20 protein-coding genes and 4 tRNA genes are annotated in these 21739 nt (G+C 59.9%); 12 read left to right on the plus strand and 12 right to left on the minus strand.

Annotation, left to right across the window (positions count from 1 at the left end; genetic code table 11):
- Nucleotides 1-117: 117 nt before the first annotated feature.
- From AB4N85_RS17455 to AB4N85_RS17465, 3 genes are all read left to right on the plus strand, one after another.
- Nucleotides 118-1134, plus strand: coding sequence for a class I SAM-dependent rRNA methyltransferase (locus tag AB4N85_RS17455; protein ID WP_460065228.1), 1017 nt, complete (start codon nucleotides 118-120; stop codon nucleotides 1132-1134).
- A 222-nt stretch (nucleotides 1135-1356) separates the two neighbouring features.
- Entirely contained in the window at nucleotides 1357-4308 is a 2952-nt protein-coding gene (locus tag AB4N85_RS17460; RefSeq protein WP_252868296.1) for a DUF748 domain-containing protein, read from the plus strand.
- Entirely contained in the window at nucleotides 4305-4604 is a 300-nt protein-coding gene (locus tag AB4N85_RS17465; protein WP_095181833.1) for a DUF2845 domain-containing protein, read from the plus strand. The genes AB4N85_RS17460 and AB4N85_RS17465 overlap by 4 nt, the downstream gene beginning before the upstream one ends.
- Nucleotides 4605-4839: 235 nt before the next feature.
- Here AB4N85_RS17465 and AB4N85_RS17470 read toward each other — a convergent pair whose 3' ends face one another.
- Both AB4N85_RS17470 and AB4N85_RS17475 read right to left on the minus strand, forming a co-directional pair.
- Entirely contained in the window at nucleotides 4840-5193 is a 354-nt protein-coding gene (locus tag AB4N85_RS17470; protein WP_071173629.1) for a BON domain-containing protein, read from the minus strand.
- A gap of 294 nt (nucleotides 5194-5487) precedes the next feature.
- Entirely contained in the window at nucleotides 5488-5904 is a 417-nt protein-coding gene (locus AB4N85_RS17475; protein WP_056790436.1) for a pilin, read from the minus strand.
- 226 nt (nucleotides 5905-6130) lie between these two features.
- On the opposite strand from AB4N85_RS17475, the gene pilB reads away from it, so the two are divergent.
- From pilB to yacG, 5 genes are read left to right on the plus strand one after another with little or no spacing between them, the layout of a single operon-like run.
- Nucleotides 6131-7831: a type IV-A pilus assembly ATPase PilB gene (pilB, locus tag AB4N85_RS17480; RefSeq protein ID WP_056790439.1), complete on the plus strand. Its 1701-nt coding sequence runs from the start codon at nucleotides 6131-6133 to the stop codon at nucleotides 7829-7831.
- 2 nt (nucleotides 7832-7833) lie between these two features.
- Entirely contained in the window at nucleotides 7834-9051 is a 1218-nt protein-coding gene (locus tag AB4N85_RS17485) for a type II secretion system F family protein (RefSeq protein WP_252868298.1), read from the plus strand.
- A gap of 1 nt (nucleotide 9052) precedes the next feature.
- On the plus strand, nucleotides 9053-9925 hold the full coding sequence (locus AB4N85_RS17490; RefSeq protein ID WP_252868299.1) for a prepilin peptidase: 873 nt from the start codon (nucleotides 9053-9055) through the stop codon (nucleotides 9923-9925).
- Entirely contained in the window at nucleotides 9922-10545 is a 624-nt protein-coding gene (gene coaE / locus AB4N85_RS17495) for a dephospho-CoA kinase (RefSeq protein WP_186569367.1), read from the plus strand. Before AB4N85_RS17490 ends, coaE begins: the two co-directional genes overlap by 4 nt.
- A complete protein-coding gene (gene yacG / locus AB4N85_RS17500) occupies nucleotides 10542-10742 on the plus strand; it encodes a DNA gyrase inhibitor YacG (protein ID WP_016773149.1) in 201 nt (66 codons plus the stop codon). Before coaE ends, yacG begins: the two co-directional genes overlap by 4 nt.
- Before the next feature lie 7 nt (nucleotides 10743-10749).
- Here the strand turns inward: yacG and AB4N85_RS17505 are convergent, their stop codons facing one another.
- Both AB4N85_RS17505 and AB4N85_RS17510 read right to left on the minus strand, forming a co-directional pair.
- A complete protein-coding gene (locus AB4N85_RS17505; RefSeq protein WP_016773148.1) occupies nucleotides 10750-10965 on the minus strand; it encodes a hypothetical protein in 216 nt (71 codons plus the stop codon).
- A 65-nt stretch (nucleotides 10966-11030) separates the two neighbouring features.
- On the minus strand, nucleotides 11031-11720 hold the full coding sequence (locus AB4N85_RS17510) for an energy-coupling factor ABC transporter permease (RefSeq protein ID WP_252868300.1): 690 nt from the start codon (nucleotides 11718-11720) through the stop codon (nucleotides 11031-11033).
- 190 nt (nucleotides 11721-11910) lie between these two features.
- On the opposite strand from AB4N85_RS17510, the gene AB4N85_RS17515 reads away from it, so the two are divergent.
- The 4 genes from AB4N85_RS17515 (at nucleotide 11911) to AB4N85_RS17530 (ending at nucleotide 14648) form a co-directional block, all read left to right on the plus strand.
- Nucleotides 11911-12537: a DUF1780 domain-containing protein gene (locus AB4N85_RS17515; RefSeq protein WP_007909887.1), complete on the plus strand. Its 627-nt coding sequence runs from the start codon at nucleotides 11911-11913 to the stop codon at nucleotides 12535-12537.
- Nucleotides 12534-13061: an MOSC domain-containing protein gene (locus AB4N85_RS17520; protein WP_252868301.1), complete on the plus strand. Its 528-nt coding sequence runs from the start codon at nucleotides 12534-12536 to the stop codon at nucleotides 13059-13061. Before AB4N85_RS17515 ends, AB4N85_RS17520 begins: the two co-directional genes overlap by 4 nt.
- 51 nt (nucleotides 13062-13112) lie before the next feature.
- Nucleotides 13113-13286, plus strand: a complete 174-nt coding sequence (locus tag AB4N85_RS17525; RefSeq protein WP_007909875.1) for a DUF3094 domain-containing protein — start codon at nucleotides 13113-13115, stop codon at nucleotides 13284-13286.
- A 63-nt stretch (nucleotides 13287-13349) separates the two neighbouring features.
- Nucleotides 13350-14648, plus strand: coding sequence for an NAD(P)/FAD-dependent oxidoreductase (locus AB4N85_RS17530; protein ID WP_016773144.1), 1299 nt, complete (start codon nucleotides 13350-13352; stop codon nucleotides 14646-14648).
- A gap of 156 nt (nucleotides 14649-14804) precedes the next feature.
- On the opposite strand, the gene AB4N85_RS17535 is transcribed toward AB4N85_RS17530, so the two are convergent.
- The 8 genes from AB4N85_RS17535 to rluD form a co-directional block, all read right to left on the minus strand.
- On the minus strand, nucleotides 14805-16430 hold the full coding sequence (locus AB4N85_RS17535; RefSeq protein WP_041477812.1) for a methyl-accepting chemotaxis protein: 1626 nt from the start codon (nucleotides 16428-16430) through the stop codon (nucleotides 14805-14807).
- A gap of 161 nt (nucleotides 16431-16591) precedes the next feature.
- Nucleotides 16592-16668 (minus strand) — tRNA-Pro (locus AB4N85_RS17540).
- Between the two features lie 97 nt (nucleotides 16669-16765).
- Nucleotides 16766-16841: transfer RNA gene (locus AB4N85_RS17545), tRNA-Lys, on the minus strand.
- Nucleotides 16842-16846: 5 nt separating this feature from the next.
- Nucleotides 16847-16923 (minus strand) — tRNA-Pro (locus AB4N85_RS17550).
- Nucleotides 16924-16932: 9 nt separating this feature from the next.
- Nucleotides 16933-17008 (minus strand) — tRNA-Asn (locus AB4N85_RS17555).
- A gap of 297 nt (nucleotides 17009-17305) precedes the next feature.
- Entirely contained in the window at nucleotides 17306-19870 is a 2565-nt protein-coding gene (gene clpB, locus AB4N85_RS17560; protein ID WP_073475480.1) for an ATP-dependent chaperone ClpB, read from the minus strand.
- A 130-nt stretch (nucleotides 19871-20000) separates the two neighbouring features.
- Complete coding sequence (gene pgeF / locus AB4N85_RS17565; protein WP_056790460.1) at nucleotides 20001-20723, minus strand: peptidoglycan editing factor PgeF; 723 nt, start codon at nucleotides 20721-20723, stop codon at nucleotides 20001-20003.
- A complete protein-coding gene (gene rluD / locus AB4N85_RS17570) occupies nucleotides 20720-21682 on the minus strand; it encodes a 23S rRNA pseudouridine(1911/1915/1917) synthase RluD (RefSeq protein ID WP_016773140.1) in 963 nt (320 codons plus the stop codon). The genes pgeF and rluD overlap by 4 nt, the downstream gene beginning before the upstream one ends.
- Between the last annotated feature and the right edge of the window lie 57 nt (nucleotides 21683-21739).

Here is a 21739-nt window from a genome sequence, read left to right on the forward strand (position 1 = left end):
GCCACAGGTGATCGCATTGCACATGTGGCAGCGAGCTCGCTCGCGAAGGGCCATCACGCGATCCCCCGGCAAACTGTTAAACTCCCGCGCCCCAATTCCCCTCAGCAAGGCGCCCGCATGTCTTCCTTGAATCTGGCGCTGCGCGCCGCCCTCGATCAACGCCAGGACCTGCTCGCTGCGCTGCACAGCCAGGGCACCGATTGCTATCGGCTGTTCCACGGCAGCCAGGAAGGCGCCGGCGGCCTGACCATCGACCGCTACGGCCCGCAACTGCTGGTGCAGAGTTTTCACCAGACGCTCGAACGTGACGACCTGCTGCAACTGCACGCCATGGTCAACCAGACCCTGGGCTTCGACAGCCTGCTGGTCTACAACGACCGCTCCCGTGGCAACTCGCGGATTGATCGCGAGGACAGCGTCTATAAAGCCGATGACGCCGCACTGGCGGATCTGGTCGGTCATGAATGGGGCCTGAACTACCGCGTGCGCGGGCGTCATGCCGGACAGGATCCGCTACTGTTCCTCGACCTGCGCAACACCCGTGGCTGGGTCAAGGATCACGCGCAAGGCAAAAGCGTGCTCAACCTGTTCGCTTACACCTGTGGTGTTGGCCTCAGTGCAGCGGCCGGCGGTGCACGTGAGGTGTGCAACCTCGATTTTGCCGAGGGCAACCTGGCGGTCGGTCGCGAGAATGGTTTGCTCAACCCGCAACTGCCGCCGATGCAATTCATTCAGTCCGATTACTTCCCGGCGATCCGCCAGCTCGCTGGCCTGCCGATCAGCGTGCGGCGCGGGCAGAAGCTGCCGAGCTATCAGCGCCTCGAACAGCGCCAATACGATCTGGTCCTGCTCGATCCGCCGGCGTGGGCCAAAAGCGCATTCGCCACCGTCGACCTGCTACGCGATTATCAGAGCCTGCTCAAACCCGCGCTGCTGGCCACCGCCGACAACGGCGTACTGATCTGCTGCAACAACCTGGCGAAAGTCAGCATGGACGACTGGCGCGAACAAGTGCTGCGCTGCGCCGAAAAGGCCGGTCGCCCGGTGCGCGAATGGAGCGTGATGACCCCGGGTGCGGACTTCCCCTCGCGGGACCAGCAGCCACCGTTGAAGACACTGATTTTGCAGCTGTGATCCCTCCGGCATGAGCGATTTCATTTCCCTGTGGGAGCGAGCCTGCTGGCGAAAGCGCAGTGTCAGTCGACTTGTTTTTCACTGAACCAGCGCATTCGCGAGCAGGCTCGCTCCCACCGGGGAGATCTATTCCTACAGAAATTTCTGAACAATCCTGTCCCACATCAAGCACTTCGGAACCAGAATCGCGTGCCATACTCCAAGGCACTCCGATTCAGACAGATGAAGCCGCACATGCCCAAAGGATTGATTCGCGCGATTGGCGCACTGCTGACAGCCCTGGCCCTCTACAGCCTGCTGGGGTTTTTGATCCTGCCGGGCATTGCCTTGCGCGTGGCCAACCAGCAACTGGCGAACTACGCGACGATGCCGGCGCATCTGCAGCGCATCGAACTCAACCCCTTCAGCCTTGAGGTCACCCTGTGGGGGCTGGTGATCGGCGAGCCGGGCAAGGAGCAGGTCGGCTTCGATCGCCTCTATGCCAACCTGCAAATCGACAGCCTGTGGACCAAAGCGCTGCATCTGTCCGACATCGAACTGGACAAACCCAAAAGCGAAATCCTCTTCGCCAAGGACGGCAAGCTCAACCTGCTCGGCCTGTTCAACGTGCCGCCGAGCGAGCCGACACCCGCCGATCCCGACGCCAAGCCATTCCCGCTGCGTATCGACAACATCAAACTGGCCGGCGGCGTGGTGCATTTCGAGGATATGCGGCCCAGCGAGCCGATCGAATTTCTTTACGACGACCTCAGTTTCGAGCTGAAAAACCTCAGTACCCTGCCCGAGGACAGCGCCGACATGACCCTCGTCGCCATCGGCCCCGCTGGCGGGCGGATCGACTGGACCGGCAATTTCAGCCTGATCCCGTTCACCTCCGAAGGCACCCTGAAAGTCACCGATGGCCAGATGAAATCCTTCTGGCCCTACGTGCGCGACGCCGTGCCGCTAGTGCTGGAAAACGGCGTGGTCAGCCTCAGCACCGAGTACAAACTCAACCTGTCGAAACAGACCGAACTGCTGCTGAACAACGTCGCGGTGAGCATTGCGCCGTTCGCCATCAAGGCTCCGGACGGACGTCCGCTGGCCAGGCTCGAACGCCTCGACGTCAGCGAAACCTCGCTGGACCTGGCCAAGCAGCAAGTGGTGGTCGGCAAGATCCGCAGCAACAAACTGGAAACCTGGGCGGCGCTGGAAGCCGACGGCCAGTTGGATTGGCAGAAGCTGTTCGCCAGCCAACCGTCGAAACCGGCTGCCAAAGCCGCTGCCGAACCGGCGGATACACCGGCCGCCGCCGACTCGCCGAAACCTGAGCCAAGCGCGCCGAGCAAGCCATGGCAGGTGCTGGTCAAGGATGTGCAACTGCGCAACTACACGGTCCATCTCGCCGACCGCTCGGCGCAACCGGCAGTAGCGCTGGACATCACCCCGCTGAACGTCGATCTGCAGGATTTCGACAGCCTCAACGGCTCGCCTTTCAAGCTCAAGCTCGACAGCGGCCTGGGCAAGCAAGGCAAGATCAGCGCCGACGGCACGGTCAATCTGGCCCCGGTCAACGCGCAGCTCAACGTGAAAACCCAGGACGTCGACCTGCGTGTCGCGCAGTCCTATATCAACCCGTTCATTCGCCTGGAACTGCGCAGCGGCATGCTCGGCAGTGACCTCAAGGTCAACCTGAAAAGCACCGAACCACTGGCCCTCAGCGTCACCGGCCGCGCGCAGATCGATCAACTGCACACCCTCGATACGCTCAAGACCCGCGATTTTCTCAAATGGCAGCAAGTAGTGGTCGACGGCATCAACTATCAGCACGGCGACAGCCTGTCGATCGACAAGGTCAACCTGTTGCAGCCCTATGTACGCTTCATGATCAACGACGATCGCACCACCAACGTCGACGACCTGCTGATCCCGCAACCGGCCGACAGCGGAGCAAAAAGCACCGCAGCCAAACCGGCAGGAAAGGACAAACCGCTGGGTATTCACATCGGCGCGATTGCGATCAACGACGGCTCGGCCAACTTCGCCGACTTCAGCCTGACGCCGAATTTCGCCACCGCCGTGCAGCAGCTCAACGGTCAGATCGGCACCATTGACAGTCGTCAGGCGAAGCCGGCCAGCGTCGATATCAAAGGCAAGGTCGACCGTTATGCGCCGGTGACCATCAAGGGTGCGGTCAATCCGTTCGACCCGATGGCCAGCCTCGACATCGCCACCAGCTTCAAGCGCGTCGAACTGACGACCCTGACGCCCTACTCCGGCAAATTCGCCGGCTACCGCATCCGCAAGGGCCGGCTCAACCTTGATCTGCACTACCTGATCACCAAAGGCCAGCTGAAAGCCGAGAACAAAGTCGTCGTCGAGCAGCTGCAACTGGGCGAGAAGGTCGACAGCCCTGATGCAGTGAGTCTGCCGCTGAAACTGGCGATCGCCCTGCTCAAGGACGTCGACGGCAAGATCTCCATCGAATTGCCGGTGACCGGCGACCTGAATAATCCACAGTTCAGCGTGATGCCGATCGTCTGGCAAACCCTGCGCAATTTGATCGTCAAAGCGGCCGCCGCACCGTTCAAAATGATCGGCGGGCTGGTCAGTGGCGGCGGCTCCGAAGACCTCGGCACGGTGTCCTTCGCGCCGGGCTCCAGCGATCTGAGCAAAGACGCCGAAGCGGCGCTGGTGAAACTGTCGCAGGCACTCAAGGAACGTCCGGCGCTGCGCCTGGAAATCGAAGGCACGGCCGCGAAGAGCAGCGATGGGCCACTGCTGGCCGAGCAACGTCTGGAACGCGAATATCAGTACAACTACTACAAGATGCTCCAGCGCCGTGGCGACAAAGTCCCGGCCCAGGCCTCGCTGTTGCAAGTGCCCGAAAGCGAGAAAGGCGCGTTGCTCGAAGGCATCTACCGCACCCGCTTGAAAACCCAGCCACCGGCAGAATGGAAAGACCTCGGCAAAGAAGAACGCACGGCGAAAATGCGCCAGGGCGTGATCGCATTCTGGAGTGGCAGCGAGGTGCTGTTGCGCCAGTTGGGCCAGGACCGCGCCAGCACCATCAAGGATTACCTGGTCGACAAGGGCAAGCTCGAGGATGACCGCGTGTACTTCATCGACGCCAACCTCGGCGAGGCCGAAAGCGATGGCCGCGTGGTCACGCAAATGCACCTGGATGCCGAATGACCGTGCGTAACTGGTTGATGGCGCTCGCTCTGACCTGCGCCGCCTGCCATGCGTCGGCTTCGGATACATTGCGCTGCGGCAGCCAATTGATCAGCCTCGGCGACCGCGCCAGCGAAGTGCTGCAAAAATGTGGTGAGCCGGTCAGTCGCGATGTGCTCGGCTACAAGCGCAGTGCCAATCGGCGCGAAGAGTTTCAGGTCGAGGAATGGACCTACGGGCCGAACAACGGCATGTACCAGTACCTGCGCTTTGAAGGTAATCGCTTGAGGCAGATCAACAGCAAACGCGGTAACTGAGAAGAGCAAAAGATCGCAGCCTTCGGCAGCTCCTACATTTGGAATGCATTTCCCTGTAGGAGCTGCCGAAGGCTGCGATCTTTTGATTCTCCAAATAGAACAGGCCCCGACACAAGTGCCGGGGCCTGTAATGGTCACATCCGTGTGACCGTTCGCATGAACTCTAAAGTTGCGGCAGACGTATTGCTCGGCCCGTCTGTCGCGTCTTCTCCCGGTTCAGGCGAGAAGTCTTGCCTTACTCGGCTTTCAGGCCGTCAGCGGAGACCGCTTTAACGCCTTTGATTTTCTTGGCGATGCCTACGGCGACTTCTTTCTGCGACTCGGTTACCGCAGTGGTCGACGACAGGGAAACTACACCCTTGTTGGTTTCGACTTTGATATCAGTGCCTGGAATGCCTTTTTCGGTGACTAGATCAGCTTTGACCTTGGTGGTGATCCAGGTATCGGAAGTCTCTTCTTTAGCCTTGGTCATTTCACCGGCAGCCAGAACCATTGGCGACTGGGTAGCCTGAGCGGACTGGGCGAAAGCGCCACCAGCCATGGTCAGGGTCAGAGCGGTAGCAGCGGCAGTGATAGCGAACTTCTTCATACGAGTAACTCCTGTTTTTACTGGAAGTCTGCTGTAACGCTTGTCAGCAGGGTTACCGGAGATATTGCGAACGCTGTGCCAACTTTTTTTGCCATATAAATTCTTTTAAAAACAATGAGTTATGAAAAATGCCAATTTTCATTTTCATGCAAAATGCATGACTCGCTCAATCTTCGCATGCAAGTTGCGGTTTTTTGGAAAGTTCATAAGCTGCTGAAATTATTGGAGCTTTTAAAAACCGTTGCGCCATAAAAAGCTCCGCAATTGCGGAGCTTTTTAAGTTGCAGGTGCGTGTCAAACGCCTGGGCAGCTCGTAGTTGTATATTCTTTCGAGCCGGAGAACTTACAGGTCCAGCCAGTGGTAGGACTGCGTGTCAGCGTTACGGTCTGGCCGAGAACAGGCGCTGGAGCGTTGAGAAGCGTACAAGTAATAGTACCCGTCCCATCGGCGACTTTTCCGGATGCCGCCAACGTGCAATTCTGCGTGGCCGCTGTGCCGCCGTTCACGTTGGTAATGCTCGGGTCAGTCGATCCGGCATTGATCACGTCTTCAAAATTGACCTTAAGAGCTGATGCTTCCGCAATCCCAGCGGTCACCTTCGACCGCGCCTGATACTTCGAATACTGCGGCAGGGCGATAGTCGCCAGAATGCCGATGATCGCCACAACGATCAGCAGCTCGATCAATGTGAAACCTTGTTGTTTTTTCATAGACACGCTCCATGCATGAGTCGAAATCTCATGATCTGAACAAGGCTCAGCACAGCCCATGCCAACGCCTTTCAGGCCCCGCCTGCTGGGCGCGCGCAATCGCCTGCGCCGTTTCCTACAACCCGCAACCGCACTATCTGACACTTTTTGTCACCTGCACCGGCCGTGTTTGGCGCTGTCACTTGACTAGGCTATAAGTCATGAACGGCAAGCGTGCGGAATCCCCATGAATGACATCGCTCTGAGCGGTCTGGCCAAGCAATTGGTCCAGGCCGAACTGCTCACGGAAACAAGCGCCCGGCAATCCTGGGCGCAGGCCCAGCGCAATCGCGTGTCTCTGGTCAATTACCTGGTGCACAACAAACTGGTCAACAGCCGGCAAATTGCCGAGATCGCCTCGGAACATTTCGGCATGGCCCTGCTCGATCTGCATTGCCTCGACAAAGAGACTCAGCCCAAGGGTCTGGTCAGTGAGAAACTGGTTCGCCAGCACTGCGCCCTGCCCCTCTGGCGGCGCGGCAACAAACTGTTCGTGGGCCTTTCCGACCCAAGCAATCAGCAGGCGATCAGCGACATCCAGTTCAGCACCGGCCTGAGCACCGAAGCGATTCTGGTGGAGGACGACAAGCTCAGCGACGCCATCGACAAGTTCTTCGACAGCCATGCCTCGGGCCTGGAGGAAATGGCCGATGTCGATCTCGACGGCCTCGACGTCGAGTCCATTGATGACAACAAACAGGACGTGATCGGCGGCCTCGATGCCGACGACGCCCCGGTCGTACGTTTTGTGCACAAGATGCTGCTCGATGCGATCAAAAGCGGCTCTTCCGACCTGCATTTCGAACCCTACGAAAAAAACTATCGGGTGCGCATGCGCACCGACGGCATGCTGCGCGAGGTGGCCAAGCCGCCGATCCAGTTGGCCGGGCGCATTGCCGCGCGCTTGAAGGTAATGGCCAGTCTGGATATCTCGGAACGGCGCAAACCTCAGGACGGCCGCATCAAAATGCGCCTGTCGAAAAGCAAATCCATCGATTTTCGCGTCAACACCCTGCCGACTCTGTGGGGCGAAAAAGTGGTGATCCGGATTCTCGACCCGTCCAGTGCACAAATGGGCATCGATGCACTGGGTTACGAAGCCGAACAAAAAGCCTTGTACCTCGCCGCGCTGAAACAGCCGCAAGGGATGATTCTGGTCACCGGCCCCACCGGCTCCGGTAAAACCGTGTCGCTGTACACCGGGCTGAATATCCTCAACACCGTCGACATCAACATTTCCACCGCCGAAGACCCGGTGGAAATCAACATGGAAGGCATCAACCAGGTCAACGTCAATCCCCGCCAAGGGCTGGACTTTGCCCAGGCGCTGCGCTCGTTTCTGCGTCAGGACCCGGACGTGATCATGGTCGGCGAGATCCGCGATCTGGAAACCGCCGAGATCGCGATCAAGGCCGCGCAGACCGGCCACTTGGTACTGTCGACCCTGCACACCAACAGCGCGGCGGAAACCCTCACGCGCCTGCACAACATGGGCATTCCCGGTTTCAACATCGCCACCTCGGTCAGCCTGATCATCGCCCAGCGTCTGGCGCGCAAATTGTGCGCGCACTGCAAGCGGCCGCTGGAAATCCCCCACGAAACCTTGCTCAAGGAAGGCTTCCCTGAGGAACGCATCGGTCATTTCACGATCTACGAGCCGGTCGGTTGCGATCACTGCAACGGCGGTTACAAAGGACGCGTGGGGATTTATGAAGTGGTAAAGAACACACCGGACCTGCAACGGTTGATCATGGCCGAGGGCAATTCGCTGGAAATCGACATCCAGATGCGTCGCGACGGTTTCGCCGATCTGCGCACCTCCGGGCTGCACAAGGCCATGCAAGGCATCACCAGCCTTGAGGAAATCAACCGGGTCACCAAGGATTGAACATGGCGGTCAAGGCAGCAAAAGTCAGCGTTTACGCCTGGGAAGGCACCGACCGCAAAGGCAGTAAAGTCAGCGGCGAGTTGAGCGGACAGAACCCCGCACTGATCAAGGCGCAGCTGCGCAAACAGGGGATCAACCCGGGTAAGGTGCGCAAGAAATCCGCGTCCCTGCTGAGCTTCGGCAAACGCATCAAACCGCAAGACATCGCCCTGTTCACCCGGCAGATGGCGACCATGATGAAGGCCGGCGTGCCGCTGTTGCAGTCCTTCGACATCATCGGCGAAGGCTTCGAAAACCCGGCCATGCGCAAACTGGTCGACGAGGTCAAACAGGAGGTCGCGGCCGGTAACAGCTTCGCTACGGCCCTGCGCAAGAAACCGCAATACTTCGACGAGTTGTACTGCAATCTGGTCGACGCCGGCGAACAGTCTGGCGCCCTCGACACCTTGCTTGAACGGGTCGCGACCTATAAGGAAAAAAGCGAAGCGCTCAAGGCCAAGATCAAGAAAGCCATGACCTACCCCACCGCCGTGGTGCTGGTGGCGGCAGTGGTAACAGGCATTCTGCTGGTCAAAGTGGTGCCGCAGTTCCAGTCGGTGTTTTCCGGGTTCGGCGCAGAACTGCCGGGCTTCACCCTGATGATCATCAGCCTGTCGGAATTCATGCAGCAGTGGTGGTGGGCCATTCTTTTTGCGCTGGTGGCAGCGTTTTTCGGCACTCGCCACGCGTTGAAGACTTCGCAGGCCCTGCGCGACCGGCGCGATGCCTGGCTGCTGAAGCTGCCACTGGTGGGCACCTTGATGTACAAGTCCGCCGTCGCACGTTTTGCCCGCACCCTGTCGACCACTTTCGCAGCCGGTGTGCCGCTGGTGGAAGCGCTGGATTCGGTCGCCGGCGCCACCGGCAATGTGGTGTTCAAGCGCGCGGTGCTGCGCGTGCGGCAAGACGTCTCGACCGGCATGCAACTGAATTTCTCCATGCGCAGCACCGGTGTGTTTCCCAACATGGCGGTGCAGATGACCGCCATCGGCGAGGAATCGGGCGCGCTGGATGACATGCTCGACAAGGTCGCCGGTTTTTATGAAGCGGAAGTCGATAACATGGTCGACAACCTCACCAGCCTGATGGAGCCGTTCATCATGGTGGTGCTGGGGGTCATCGTCGGTGGACTGGTGGTGGCCATGTACCTGCCGATCTTCCAGCTCGGCTCAGCGATCTGACATGTCTATCGATGAACTGTTTGCCGTGTATCCGCTGGCCTTTGTGGTCAGCGCGCTGCTGCTCGGGCTGGTGGTCGGCAGCTTCCTCAACGTAGTGGTCTGGCGCCTGCCGAAGATGCTCGAGCGCGACTGGCGCCAGCAGGCCCATGATGTGCTCGGCCTGCCCACTGAAACGCCTGTGCCGACCTACAACCTGATGCTGCCGCACTCCGCGTGCCCGCATTGCGGACACCGGATCCGCCCTTGGGAAAACATTCCGCTGCTCAGTTATCTGCTGCTGCGCGGTCGCTGCTCGGCCTGCTCGGCGCCGATCAGCAAACGTTACCCGCTGACCGAACTGGCCTGCGGCGTCCTCTCGGCGTTCATTGCCTGGCATCTCGGCTTCGGTTGGCCGGCAGGTCTGCTGATCTTGCTGACATGGGGCTTGCTGGCGATGAGTCTGATCGACTGCGAACATCAGCTGCTGCCCGATGTGCTAGTGCTGCCGCTGCTGTGGCTGGGGCTGATCGTCAACAGCTTCGGCGTGTTCGTGGCGTTGCCCGATGCGTTGTGGGGCGCGGTCGCGGGTTATCTGGCGCTGTGGTCGGTGTTCTGGCTGTTCAAACTGCTCACCGGCAAGGACGGTATCGGCCATGGCGATTTCAAGCTGTTGGCCTTGCTCGGCGCATGGGGTGGCTGGCAGATTCTGCCGCTGACGATTCTTCTATCTTCCCTGGTGGGGGCGATATTGGGCGTTGTCATGCTGCGTCTGCGCGCCCAGGAATCCTCGACGCCGATCCCCTTCGGACCCTTTCTGGCAATTGCCGGCTGGATTGCCTTGCTCTGGGGTGGTCAAATAACCGACTTCTATTGGCAGTCTGTCGGTTTGAAATGAATACCCCTGTGGAAAAACCCTGGATTCTGGGCCTGACCGGCGGCATCGGCAGCGGCAAAAGCGCGGCGGCGCAGCACTTCATCGACCTCGGCGTGCACGTGGTGGATGCCGATCACGCGGCGCGCTGGGTAGTCGAGCCGGGGCGTCCGGCGCTGGCGAAAATCGCCGAGCATTTCGGTTCCGGCGTGTTGCAGGCCGATGGCACGCTGGACCGCGCCGCCCTGCGCAAACTGATTTTTGAAGACCCTGAACAGCGGCGTTGGCTAGAGGCGCTGTTGCATCCGTTGATCGGCGAAGAAATCGCTCATCATCTGGCGCAGGCAAAATCGCCTTACGCGATTCTGGTGTCACCGTTGCTGATCGAGTCCGGGCAATACGCGATGACCCAGCGCATTCTGGTCATCGATGCGCCGCAACCACTGCAGATCGAACGCACCTTGCAGCGTGACCAGACCAGCGAAGCGCAGGTGCAGGCGATCCTCAAGGCGCAATCGAGCCGTGAAGACCGCGTGAGCCGTGCCGACGACGTGATCGTCAACGACCGCGACCTCGCCTGGCTGCACAGCGAGGTCGAGCGTCTGCATCACTTTTATCTGACTTTATCCGGAGGCCAAGCATGAGCCAGATTCCAACCGTTGAATGCCCAACCTGCGGCGCCCCCGTCGAATTCACCCCGGCGAACAAATTCCGTCCGTTCTGCTCCGACCGCTGCAAACTGATCGACCTCGGCGCCTGGGCCTCGGAAGAGCACAAGATTCCGGTCGCCCCGGATGCCGAAGACGAGCTGTTTTCCGGCGATTTCGATCCGCGTCACTGATCGCTGATCAGGGCCGCATAAAGCCGTAGTCCTGACTGTCGTCGAGGTTCTCCGCGAGAAAGCGCAACTCGTCGGCCAGGTCTTCGGCATTGCGCACTGCCTTGCTCTGCTGCACCACGGCGCTGAGCAGGGCGCGCAAACTCAGGCCCGGGTCAAAGCCCACTTCCTGCGCCAGCTCCAGACTCTGCCGGGTTTCCTGCCGCGCCCATTCATAAACGCCCATGCCACTGCTCCTGAAGGGATTTGCGCGAGCATGAAATCTCTGCGGCATGGCCGGTTTGATGTGGATCAAGACTTCGGATCGTCGTCCTTCCACGGCGCCGAAAGGTAGCGGGTGCGGTTGAAGGTCTCCAGCCATTCCGGGCAGAACACCACCAATGCACTGACGACCATGCCGTTGATAAAAGCCTCGGGGAACAACAGCAACCACAGGTAGCCGACGAAATCTTCCAGCCATTCCGGCATGGCGAAGAGGCCGTCGTACCACAGCAGCGTCAGGCTGAGGATCAGGCACAACAGGCCTGACAACGCAGCGGCGAAGAAACCGGAACAGAAGATGTAAACGAATGGATTGCGTGGCTGCGCACGCTCCACGAGGATTGCCACGCATTCGGTGATCAGCACTGGCAGCAGAATCAGCAACGCGCCATTGACGCCGACCGCAGCCAGGTCCTGACGGCCCAAAAGCACTAGGCCAATCTGCGCAACCAGTCCGCCGACGATCGCCAGCGGCCAATCGAGCAGCAGCGTCACCGCCGTCATGCCGATGAAGTGATACGACACGCCGGTGTCGAAATCCCTGCGCACCAGCCACAGCAGAAACAGCGCTAACACCGTGCCGAACAGCAAGTGCTGCCGGCGACTGTCGCTGAACAGCTCGACCCATGGCGCACGCATGATCGCCCAGAGCAGCGCCGGCAGATAAATCAGCCAGCCGAGTGTCAGGCTTGCCGTTGAAAGCAGTTCGGCACCGATCATGATTCCCTCACCTGCTACTCGACACGCTTTTTTGTAGGAGCTGCCAAAGGCTGCGATCTTTTGATCTTGTTTATAAAAGCAAAAGATCGCAGCCTTCGGCAGCTCCTACAAGGGCGCAATCGCGCGACGTTTATGTCTGAGCCGATGCAAAGCTATCTGCTTGTCGCATTTGGACGCTAAGCTTGGGCTTATGGATGATTCAGATTATTTACGCCTGCTGACCATCGCGGCCGAGCAAGCCAACGCGTTCCTGTCCAATGCCCGCAAATGGGAGCGTGAGCGTTGGGTCTGCCAGCGCCTGCTGCAAGGTCTGAACATCCCCTACCGCGCCGACGAATTCGCCCCGGCCGGTGAGCCGCCGGACGTGTTGTTCCGCGATGCCAATTTCGAAGTTTTTTTCGTCCTCGACGAAGGCCGCCGTCTCAATGATGAATGGCGCGACGAATTGCAGCGTCGGCGCAGTGCGTTCTCCCTGAGCCAACTGGTGCGCCGCGAAGCCAAACCCAAGCGCATCCCGGCCAATGAATTTCTCCTGCGTCTGGCGCCAACCCTGCGCAAGAAGGCGCACAACTACAAGGAACGCGGCATGGATCTGGGTGAACTGGACATCATCGCCTTCGCCAGCCTCAAGCGCGAAGTGCTGGATCTCAACAGTCATTTCCCGCCACCGACCGAATATCTGCGTCAGGGCTGGCGCTCGCTGTCGCTGGTCGGCCCGACATTCGCCAGGGTGCTGTTTGCTCATCCCGACGCGCCGGACTTTCTGCGCAGCAACCTCGGCCGCAGCATTGTGTTCGACGTGGGTATCAGCCTGTGACGCCGCTGCAGCAGTTGATCGCTGAGGTTCCGCAAACCGGTCGTGTGCGCTGGATCGGTGTGCGTCCAGAATCCCGTGGGCCGATGCTTGAGCTGGACGCGGTCGAGGCGCGGCTGGAAGCCGGGCTCACCGGCGACCACGCCCGCCCGGGCGTTCGCAATGCGCGACAGGTGACGCTGATTCAGTGGGAGCACCTGGCGGTAATCAACGCATTGATGGGCCGTCCCGATGACGAGCCGGTCCGGCCTGAAGATCTGCGGCGCAATCTCGTTATAAGCGGAATCAATTTGTTTAGCCTGAAGGGGCGGCGCTTTCGCATCGGGCAAGCGATACTCGAAACCACTGGCTGGTGTCAGCCCTGCGCACGTTTGCAGAACAATCTCGGCCCGGGCACTTTTCAAGCCGTGCGCGGGCATGGCGGGATCACCGCCCGGGTGTTACAAAGCGGCATCATTCGCCTCGACGATAGCGTGTGCGTCGAACCGGTCCCGGGCAGCGGCTACGCTGCGTTCAATCCGGGCTGAAAACCGCTGTAGCCTGTGCTCATTCAGTAACGTCTACCTGACGAGGCAAATATGACCAGCCGCCTGAACCCCGAAGACCAAAAGCATGTCGAAGAGTACCTGCAATTGTCCCAACACCGTGTCGAGCGCCGGCCTTTCCGGCCTTGGATGCTCCTGGTGCTGGTGCTGGCAGTGACCATTGGTCTGGGCCTGTTGAGCCGATTTATCAGTTACCTGACGTTATGAGCTGCCTTGCGCTCCCTCGGGTAACCGCACCGATTTCCTTTAAAAACCTTGCGAGTTATCCCTATGTCCCATCGTATTGTCATTGTCGGCGGCGGCGCCGGCGGTCTGGAGTTGGCTACCCGTCTGGGTAAGACTCTGGGCAAGCGCGGCACGGCCAGCGTGATGCTGGTCGACGCGAACCTGACCCACATCTGGAAACCGCTGCTGCACGAAGTGGCCGCCGGTTCCCTGAACTCCTCCGAAGACGAACTCAACTATGTCGCCCAGGCGAAATGGAACCACTTCGAGTTCCAGCTTGGGCGCATGAGCGGGCTTGATCGTGCGCAGAAGAAAATCCAGTTGGCCGCGACCTATGACGAAAACGGCGTCGAGCTGGTACCGGCGCGTGAAGTGGCTTATGACTCGCTGGTGATCAGCGTCGGCAGCACCACCAACGATTTCGGCACCCAGGGCGCGGCGCAGCATTGTCTGTTCCTCGATACACGCAAACAGGCTGAGCGCTTCCACCAGCAATTGCTCAATCATTATCTGCGCGCCCACGCCGGGCAGACCGACGTGGTCGAGCAGATCAGCGTGGCCATCGTCGGCGCTGGCGCCACTGGCGTCGAACTGGCGGCAGAGCTGCACAACGCCGCCCATGAATTGGCCGCTTATGGTCTGGACCGGATCAAACCGGAAAACATGCACATCACGCTGATCGAAGCCGGCCCACGGGTGCTGCCTGCCCTGCCGGAGCGCATCAGCGGGCCGGTGCACAAAACCCTGGAGAAGCTCGGGGTCAATGTGATGACCAACGCAGCAGTCAGCGAAGTGACTGCCGACAGCCTGATCACCGCCGATGGCAACGAGATCAAGGCCAGCCTGAAAGTCTGGGCTGCCGGCATTCGCGCACCGGGCTTCCTCAAGGACATCGACGGTCTGGAGACCAACCGCATCAATCAGCTGCAAGTGCTGCCGACTCTGCAAACCACTCGCGACGAAAACATCTTTGCCTTCGGCGACTGCGCGGCCTGCCCGCAACCGGGCACCGATCGCAACGTGCCGCCACGGGCACAAGCGGCACACCAACAGGCGTCGCTGCTGGCCAAGTCGCTGAAATTGCGCATCGAAGGCAAGACCCTGCCGGAGTACAAATACACCGACTACGGCTCGCTGATTTCACTGTCGCGTTTTTCTGCTGTGGGTAACTTGATGGGTAACCTGACCGGCAGCGTCATGCTCGAAGGCTGGCTGGCGCGGATGTTCTATGTGTCGCTGTACCGTATGCACCAGATGGCGCTGTACGGGCCGTTTCGCACAGCGATGTTGATGCTGGGGAGCAAGATTGGTCGTGGCACCGAACCGCGTCTGAAACTGCACTAAAGCGCCAACCTGTGGGAGCGAGCCTGCTCGCGAAAGCGGTGGGTCTGTCAACACTGTCGTTGAATGATCCGGCCCCTTCGCGAGCAGGCTCGCTCCCACATTGTTTCGTGTTGTGCGCAAATCAGCAGGCGAAGGCCTGCAATTGATCTCTGTTCATCAGAGCTGAAAGCGTCGCACCATGCCCTGTAGCGCATTGGCCAGTTGCGACAGTTCGTGGCTCGATGCGCTGGTCTGATCAGCCCCCGCAGCCGAACGTACCGACAGGTCGCGAATGTTCACCAGATTGCGATCCACTTCCCGCGCCACTTGCGCCTGCTCCTCGGCGGCGCTGGCGATCACCAGGTTGCGCTCGTGAATCTCGTGCACCGACGCCGTGATCGTCACCAACGCCTCACCTGCCCGCTCTGCGAGAACCAGCGTACTCGCCGCACGAGATGCGCTGGCCTGCATTGACTCCAGCGCCTGGCTCGAACCGCTGCGCATGCCTTGCACCATCTGTTCGATTTCCTGCGTCGATTGCTGGGTGCGATACGCCAGCGCGCGCACCTCATCGGCTACCACCGCAAAGCCGCGACCGCTTTCGCCCGCGCGTGCTGCCTCGATGGCAGCGTTGAGCGCCAGCAGATTGGTCTGCTCAGCGATTGCGCGAATCACGTCCAGAACCTTGCCGATGTCTTGCGATTGATTGGCCAGCGACTGCACCAGCTCGCCGGTGTTTTGCACATCACTGGCCAGGGCATTGATCGCGCTGGCGGTTTCGCTGACGCGCTCCTGGCCCAATTGCGCTGATTGACTGGACTGGCGCGTGGCATCGGACGTCGACACCGCGTTGCGCGCGACCTCCTCCACCGCAGCGGTCATCTCGTTGACCGCAGTGGCAGCTTGTTCAATTTCGTTGTTCTGCTCTTGCAGGCCTTGGGTGCTGTCGACAGTGACGGCGCTCAGTTCGTCAGCGGCGGTGGCCAGTTGTGTGGCTGAGCCGCTGATACCTTGCAGGGTCTCGCGCAGGTTCTGTTGCATCGTCGCCAAGGCTTTGAGCAAGCGGCTGACTTCGTCGTTGCCATGGGTTTCGATCGGCCGCGTGAGATCGCCCTTGGCGACACTTTCAGCGGCATCCACAGCGCTGCTCAGCGGGCGCACGATACTGCGCGTGAGCAACATCGCCAGCGCCACTGTGGCCAGCGCTGCCAATCCAATGAACAGGCTGACGATGGTCCGCGAGGTTTCATAATGCGCGGCGGACTTCTCGCTTTCGGCGGCGACCTGGCGGGCGAACAGATCGGCGAGATCGTTGAGTTGCTTGCCGGAGCCGTCGACCACGGTCTTCATGTCAACCAGCAACAATTTGGTCAACTCGTCACGCTTGCCTTGCTCGGCAAGGGTGAATGACTGGGCGATGCCGGTGCGATAGGCGGCGAAGGTTTTCTTGAACTGGTCATACAGCTGCTGACCTTCGGCAGTGTCGACCAGTTTGTCGTAGGCGGCGATTTTCTCGCTCAGTTCCTTGTCGCGGGTGTCCATCTGGCCGCGATAGGTGGCGATATTGGCCGGATCCTGATCGAGCGCCATGCGCAGGGAGATGGTGCGGATGCGCAGCATCAGTTCGCGGATCTCGTCGCCGCCACGGATGCTCGGCAACCAGCGGTTCTCCACCGCCACCTCGCTGTCGCGAATGCTCGACATCTGCCCCAGCGCAAACACGCCGAGCAAGGCCACCAACACCGCGATCAGGGCAAATCCCAGGGCAGCCCGGGGAGCAATATTCAACTGACGAAGCAACATGACGAACGCCCTTATTCTTGTAATGGCCAGATCAAGGGGCGAAGCGTTGGCAGTCCCCTCGTGTTAGCGGGCTATCGGCAGGTTGTATGACGACTTGAAGGGATTCGCCTTTCAGCAGGCAAAAAAAATCCCCGCATCTTTCGATACGAGGATTTTCAATATGGTCGGGGTAAGGGGATTCGAACTCCTGACATCCTGCTCCCAAAGCAGGCGCGCTACCGGACTGCGCTATACCCCGGTAAAAAAAAGGCGACCTTTCAAAGATCGCCTTCTTCGATCAGCGCTTTTGGCCTCTGATCTTAAGATTCGATCCCAGCGCAAACTGGTTTCAAAAATGGTGGGTCGTGTGGGATTCGAACCTACGACCAATTGGTTAAAAGCCAACTGCTCTACCAACTGAGCTAACGACCCAAAAATGGTCGGGGTAAGGGGATTCGAACTCCTGACATCCTGCTCCCAAAGCAGGCGCGCTACCGGACTGCGCTATACCCCGGTTTGAAATTGGCTCCGTGACCAGGACTCGAACCTGGGACCCAATGATTAACAGTCATTTGCTCTACCGACTGAGCTATCACGGAACTACACATTTCAATTTACAACGGTGAAGCTTTGTTGCATCTCGCCACCCGTTCGCATCGCTGCGTTCGTGTGTCTGAGGCGCGCTATTCTACAACCTAGAACACCTCTGTCAACCCCCTAAATTGCTTTCAAGTTAATGATTTGCAACTTATTTCAGATTCCAACCCGGTGGGTTGAAACGCTGCCGGTGACTGACTGCGGGGCGCACTTTACAAGCCTTTTCCTTTGAGTTCAACAGCCTGGCGAAAAAAAGGCCTCGCAATGCGAGGCCTTCCCGGTTTCATTGCCGCTGAGGCTTAGCCGAAAACGATTTCGTCGTTCTCGACCTTGCCGGTGGCGGTGTCGCCCGGCATGAAATGACCCGACAGGATCAACTGCGCCAGCGGGTTTTCGATCCAGCGCTGGATCGCCCGTTTCAAAGGACGTGCGCCATACACCGGGTCGTAACCGACGGCGATCAGCTTGTCCATCGCCTCCGGGCTCAGCTCCAGCTTCAGCTCGCGCTCGGCCAGGCGGCTACGCAGGCGGCCCAACTGGATCTCGGTAATGCCGGCGATCTGATCCCGCGCCAGCGGCTCGAAGATCACCACTTCGTCAACGCGGTTGATGAACTCAGGACGGAAGTGCGAGGTCAGCGCGTCCATCACAGCAGCACGCTGCGCCTCACGATCACCGACCAGTTCCTGGATCTGCATCGACCCGAGGTTGGACGTCATCACGATCACCGTGTTGCGGAAGTCCACCGTACGCCCGTGACTGTCGGTCAGACGGCCATCCTCAAGCACTTGCAGGAGGATGTTGAACACATCCGGGTGCGCCTTCTCGACTTCGTCCATGAGGATCACCGAGTACGGCTTGCGACGCACCGCTTCGGTCAGGTAACCGCCCTCTTCATAGCCGACGTAGCCTGGTGGCGCACCGATCAGACGAGCCACGGAATGTTTCTCCATGAACTCGGACATGTCGATCCGCACCATCGCCTCTTCAGTATCGAAAAGGAATTCGGCCAGCGCCTTGCACAGCTCGGTTTTACCGACACCGGTCGGGCCGAGGAACATGAACGAGCCGCTCGGACGATTCGGGTCGGACAGTCCGGCGCGGGAACGCCGCACGGCATTGGCCACAGCCACGACCGCTTCTTCCTGACCGATTACCCGTTTGTGCAACAGGCTCTCCATTTTCATCAGCTTGTCGCGCTCGCCTTCGAGCATTTTCGACACCGGGATGCCAGTCCACTTCGACACGACTTCGGCAATCTCTTCTTCAGTCACCTTGCTGCGCAGCAACTGGTTCTCGCTCTTGCCGTGCTGGTCGACCATTTGCAGGCTGCGTTCCAGATCGGGGATCACCCCGTATTGCAACTCGGCCATGCGATTCAGGTCGCCTTTACGGCGCGCGGCTTCCAGTTCCTGGCGCGACTGTTCGATCTTCTGCTGAATCTGCGCAGAACCCTGCACCTCGGCTTTCTCCGAGTTCCAGATTTCCTCCAGATCGGAATACTCACGCTCGTGACGCTCGATTTCTTCCTGGAGTTTTTCCAGGCGTTTCTTCGCCGCGTCGTCGCTTTCTTTCTTCAGCGCCTGGGATTCCACCTTCAGCTGAATCAGGCGCCGCTCCAGACGATCGAGTACTTCCGGTTTGGAGTCGATCTCCATGCGGATACGGCTGGCCGCCTCGTCGATCAGGTCGATGGCCTTGTCCGGCAGCTGTCGATCCGTGATGTAGCGATGGCTGAGCTTGGCCGCAGCGATGATCGCGCCGTCGGTGATCGCCACCTTGTGGTGAACCTCGTAACGTTCCTTGAGGCCACGCAGAATGGCGATGGTGTCTTCTTCGCTCGGCTCGTCCACCAGGACTTTCTGGAAACGCCGCTCGAGCGCCGCATCCTTCTCTATATATTGGCGATACTCGTTGAGCGTGGTCGCGCCGACGCAGTGCAACTCGCCGCGAGCCAGCGCAGGCTTGAGCATGTTGCCAGCGTCCATCGAGCCTTCGCCTTTACCGGCGCCGACCATGGTGTGCAGTTCGTCGATGAACAGAATGATCTGCCCTTCCTGCTTCGACAGTTCGTTGAGCAACGATTTCAGGCGCTCTTCGAACTCACCGCGATACTTGGCGCCGGCAATCAGCGCGCCCATGTCCAGCGACAGCAGGCGCTTGCCCTTAAGGCCGTCCGGCACTTCGCCGTTGATGATGCGCTGCGCAAGCCCCTCGGCGATTGCGGTTTTACCCACGCCAGGTTCACCGATCAGCACCGGGTTGTTCTTGGTGCGGCGTTGCAGAACCTGAATGGTGCGACGGATTTCGTCGTCGCGGCCGATCACCGGATCAAGCTTGCCGTCTTCGGCGCGTTTGGTCAGATCGACGGTGTATTTATCCAGTGCCTGCCGCGACTCTTCGTGGTTGGCGTCATTTACCGCTTCGCCACCACGCAGGTTGTTGATCGCGTTTTCCAGGGCTTTCTTGCTCACGCCTTGGCCGAGCAGCAACTTGCCGAGCTTGCTGTTCTCGTCCATCGCGGCGAGCAGCACCAGTTCGCTGGAAATGAACTGGTCGCCCTTCTGCTGAGCCAGACGGTCAGCCTGATTGAGCAGGCGCGCCAGATCCTGCGACATGTTGACGTCGCCGGTCGGGTTCTGGATTTTCGGTAGTTGATCGAGCTCTTTGGTCAGCTCTTTACGCAAGCTGTTGACGTCGAAGCCGACTTGCATCAGCAGCGGCTTGATCGAACCGCCCTGCTGTTCAAGCATGGCCTGCATCAAGTGCGCCGGCTCGATGGCCGGATGATCGTGGCCAACCGCCAACGACTGGGCGTCGGACAGGGCCAACTGTAATTTGCTGGTTAAACGGTCAATACGCATGGGTCACCTTCCTTTTGAGCAGGCCGGACCTAAGAAACCATCCTGAATAAAGAAACCTGCCAGATACCACTGTAGATGCGGTCGATTCTGGGAGATTCAAGCGTCGGAGAGTTGATGCAGATCAGAGAGTTTAGCGGGTGAGCCAAACAAGGGAGGCGAAACGACCGGTCCGCGACGCACGGCGATAGGAGAAGAAGCGCGGATCGGTCACGGTGCAGAAACCGCCACCATAAACAGCCGTGACACCCCGTTCAGCCAGACGCAGGCGCGCCAGCAGATAGATATCAGCCATGAACTTGCCGGCATTGTTGCTCGGTACGAACGCTTCTGCTGCTTCAGGCAGTTGATTGATGAAGACTTCCCGTACTTCCGGACCGACTTCAAAGGCTTTGGGGCCAATGGCCGGGCCGAGCCAGACCAGTACCTCGTCAGCAGGAACATCGAGGCTGTCGAGAGTTGCCTCAAGCACGCCCGCCGCCAGACCCCGCCAACCGGCATGAGCGGCCGCGACACGCGTGCCGGCACGATCGCAGAACAATGCCGGCAAACAGTCTGCCGTCATCGCCGCGCAGGCAATACCCGGCGCTGCCGTCCAACTGGCATCTGCAGTCGCAACGACGCCCGGATCAGCATGGGCAACGGTGATCCCGTGCACTTGCTGCAACCAGGCAGGCTGTATGGAGAAGTGATCGGTCAAGCGTCGACGGTTCTCAGCGACGTCCTGCGGACGATCATCGACATGATCGCCCAGATTCAGGCTGTCGAACGGCGCCTCGCTGACACCACCCTCGCGGGTGGTGACACAGGCCCTGACGCTGGCCGGCGCAGGCCAGTCCGGCGTCAGCCAGTTCATCCGACGAAGGCCTCGCGATCCTGCTTGAGCAGGGTCAGCAGCCAGACGAAATCTTCCGGCAGCGGCGATTCCCAGCTCATGCGCTCACCGCTCGTCGGGTGATCGAGTTCAAGGAAGCGCGCGTGCAGCGCCTGACGCGGGAAGTGCTTGAGCGATTCCACCATGGTCGGGTTGGCCGCAGGCGGAATGCGGAAACGCCCGCCGTACGCCGGATCGCCGACCAACGGGAAGTTGATGTGCGCCATGTGCACGCGGATCTGGTGGGTCCGACCGGTTTCCAGTTTCACCCGCACGTGGGTGTGCGAACGGAAACGTTCGAGCACGCGGTAGTGGCTGACGGCAGGCTTGCCGCCTTCCATCACTGCCATGCGCTGGCGTTGCTGGCCGTGACGACCGATCGGCGCGTTGATCTTGCCACCGGCGGTGACCACGCCAATGACGATGCACTCATAGATGCGGCTGACACTGCGGCTCTGCAATTGCGCAACCAGTTTGGTCTGCGCCTGAATGGTCTTGGCCACCACCATCAGACCGGTGGTGTCCTTGTCCAGACGATGCACGATACCGGCGCGCGGGACATTGATGATGTCCGGCACATGGTGCAACAAAGCGTTGAGCAGGGTGCCATCGGCGTGACCGGCGGCCGGGTGCACCACCAGGCCCGCAGGCTTGTTGATCACCAGGATGTCGTCGTCTTCATAGACGATGTCGAGCTCGATGTCCTGGGCGATCCACTCGCCCTGGGCTTCCTGCTCGGCAGTCAGCTCAAGGACGGCACCGCCATGCACAATGTCGCGCGGGCGGATCACCGCCCCGTCCACAGTCAGGCGACCTTCTTTGATCCAGGCGGAAAGGCGCGAGCGTGAGTGCTCAGCGAAGAGTTGGGCGGCGACTTGATCGAGGCGTTGGCCGCCCAATTCGGACGGCACCTCTGCGCGAAGTTCAATTTTATCGGACATGCTCGGACTGGGCGTCGGCACAGCCTTTGGTTTCGGCTGCGCGCTTGTGGTTAAATA

It is taken from the genome of Pseudomonas sp. H1_G08, from assembly GCF_054681355.1.

Excerpts from the sequence above, each read along its gene's own strand:
- pilB (WP_056790439.1), top strand. The coding sequence starts at position 6,131 with ATGAATGACATCGCTCTGAGCGGTCTGGCCAAGCAATTGGTCCAGGCC.
- yacG (WP_016773149.1), top strand. The coding sequence starts at position 10,542 with ATGAGCCAGATTCCAACCGTTGAATGCCCAACCTGCGGCGCCCCCGTC.
- AB4N85_RS17485 (WP_252868298.1), top strand. The coding sequence starts at position 7,834 with ATGGCGGTCAAGGCAGCAAAAGTCAGCGTTTACGCCTGGGAAGGCACC.
- AB4N85_RS17455 (WP_460065228.1), top strand. The coding sequence starts at position 118 with ATGTCTTCCTTGAATCTGGCGCTGCGCGCCGCCCTCGATCAACGCCAG.
- AB4N85_RS17530 (WP_016773144.1), top strand. The coding sequence starts at position 13,350 with ATGTCCCATCGTATTGTCATTGTCGGCGGCGGCGCCGGCGGTCTGGAG.
- AB4N85_RS17505 (WP_016773148.1), bottom strand. The coding sequence starts at position 10,965 with ATGGGCGTTTATGAATGGGCGCGGCAGGAAACCCGGCAGAGTCTGGAG.
- AB4N85_RS17475 (WP_056790436.1), bottom strand. The coding sequence starts at position 5,904 with ATGAAAAAACAACAAGGTTTCACATTGATCGAGCTGCTGATCGTTGTG.
- AB4N85_RS17460 (WP_252868296.1), top strand. The coding sequence starts at position 1,357 with ATGAAGCCGCACATGCCCAAAGGATTGATTCGCGCGATTGGCGCACTG.
- AB4N85_RS17490 (WP_252868299.1), top strand. The coding sequence starts at position 9,053 with ATGTCTATCGATGAACTGTTTGCCGTGTATCCGCTGGCCTTTGTGGTC.
- rluD (WP_016773140.1), bottom strand. The coding sequence starts at position 21,682 with ATGTCCGATAAAATTGAACTTCGCGCAGAGGTGCCGTCCGAATTGGGC.
- AB4N85_RS17525 (WP_007909875.1), top strand. The coding sequence starts at position 13,113 with ATGACCAGCCGCCTGAACCCCGAAGACCAAAAGCATGTCGAAGAGTAC.
- AB4N85_RS17510 (WP_252868300.1), bottom strand. The coding sequence starts at position 11,720 with ATGATCGGTGCCGAACTGCTTTCAACGGCAAGCCTGACACTCGGCTGG.
- AB4N85_RS17535 (WP_041477812.1), bottom strand. The coding sequence starts at position 16,430 with ATGTTGCTTCGTCAGTTGAATATTGCTCCCCGGGCTGCCCTGGGATTT.
- coaE (WP_186569367.1), top strand. The coding sequence starts at position 9,922 with ATGAATACCCCTGTGGAAAAACCCTGGATTCTGGGCCTGACCGGCGGC.
- clpB (WP_073475480.1), bottom strand. The coding sequence starts at position 19,870 with ATGCGTATTGACCGTTTAACCAGCAAATTACAGTTGGCCCTGTCCGAC.
- AB4N85_RS17465 (WP_095181833.1), top strand. The coding sequence starts at position 4,305 with ATGACCGTGCGTAACTGGTTGATGGCGCTCGCTCTGACCTGCGCCGCC.
- AB4N85_RS17470 (WP_071173629.1), bottom strand. The coding sequence starts at position 5,193 with ATGAAGAAGTTCGCTATCACTGCCGCTGCTACCGCTCTGACCCTGACC.
- pgeF (WP_056790460.1), bottom strand. The coding sequence starts at position 20,723 with ATGAACTGGCTGACGCCGGACTGGCCTGCGCCGGCCAGCGTCAGGGCC.
- AB4N85_RS17515 (WP_007909887.1), top strand. The coding sequence starts at position 11,911 with ATGGATGATTCAGATTATTTACGCCTGCTGACCATCGCGGCCGAGCAA.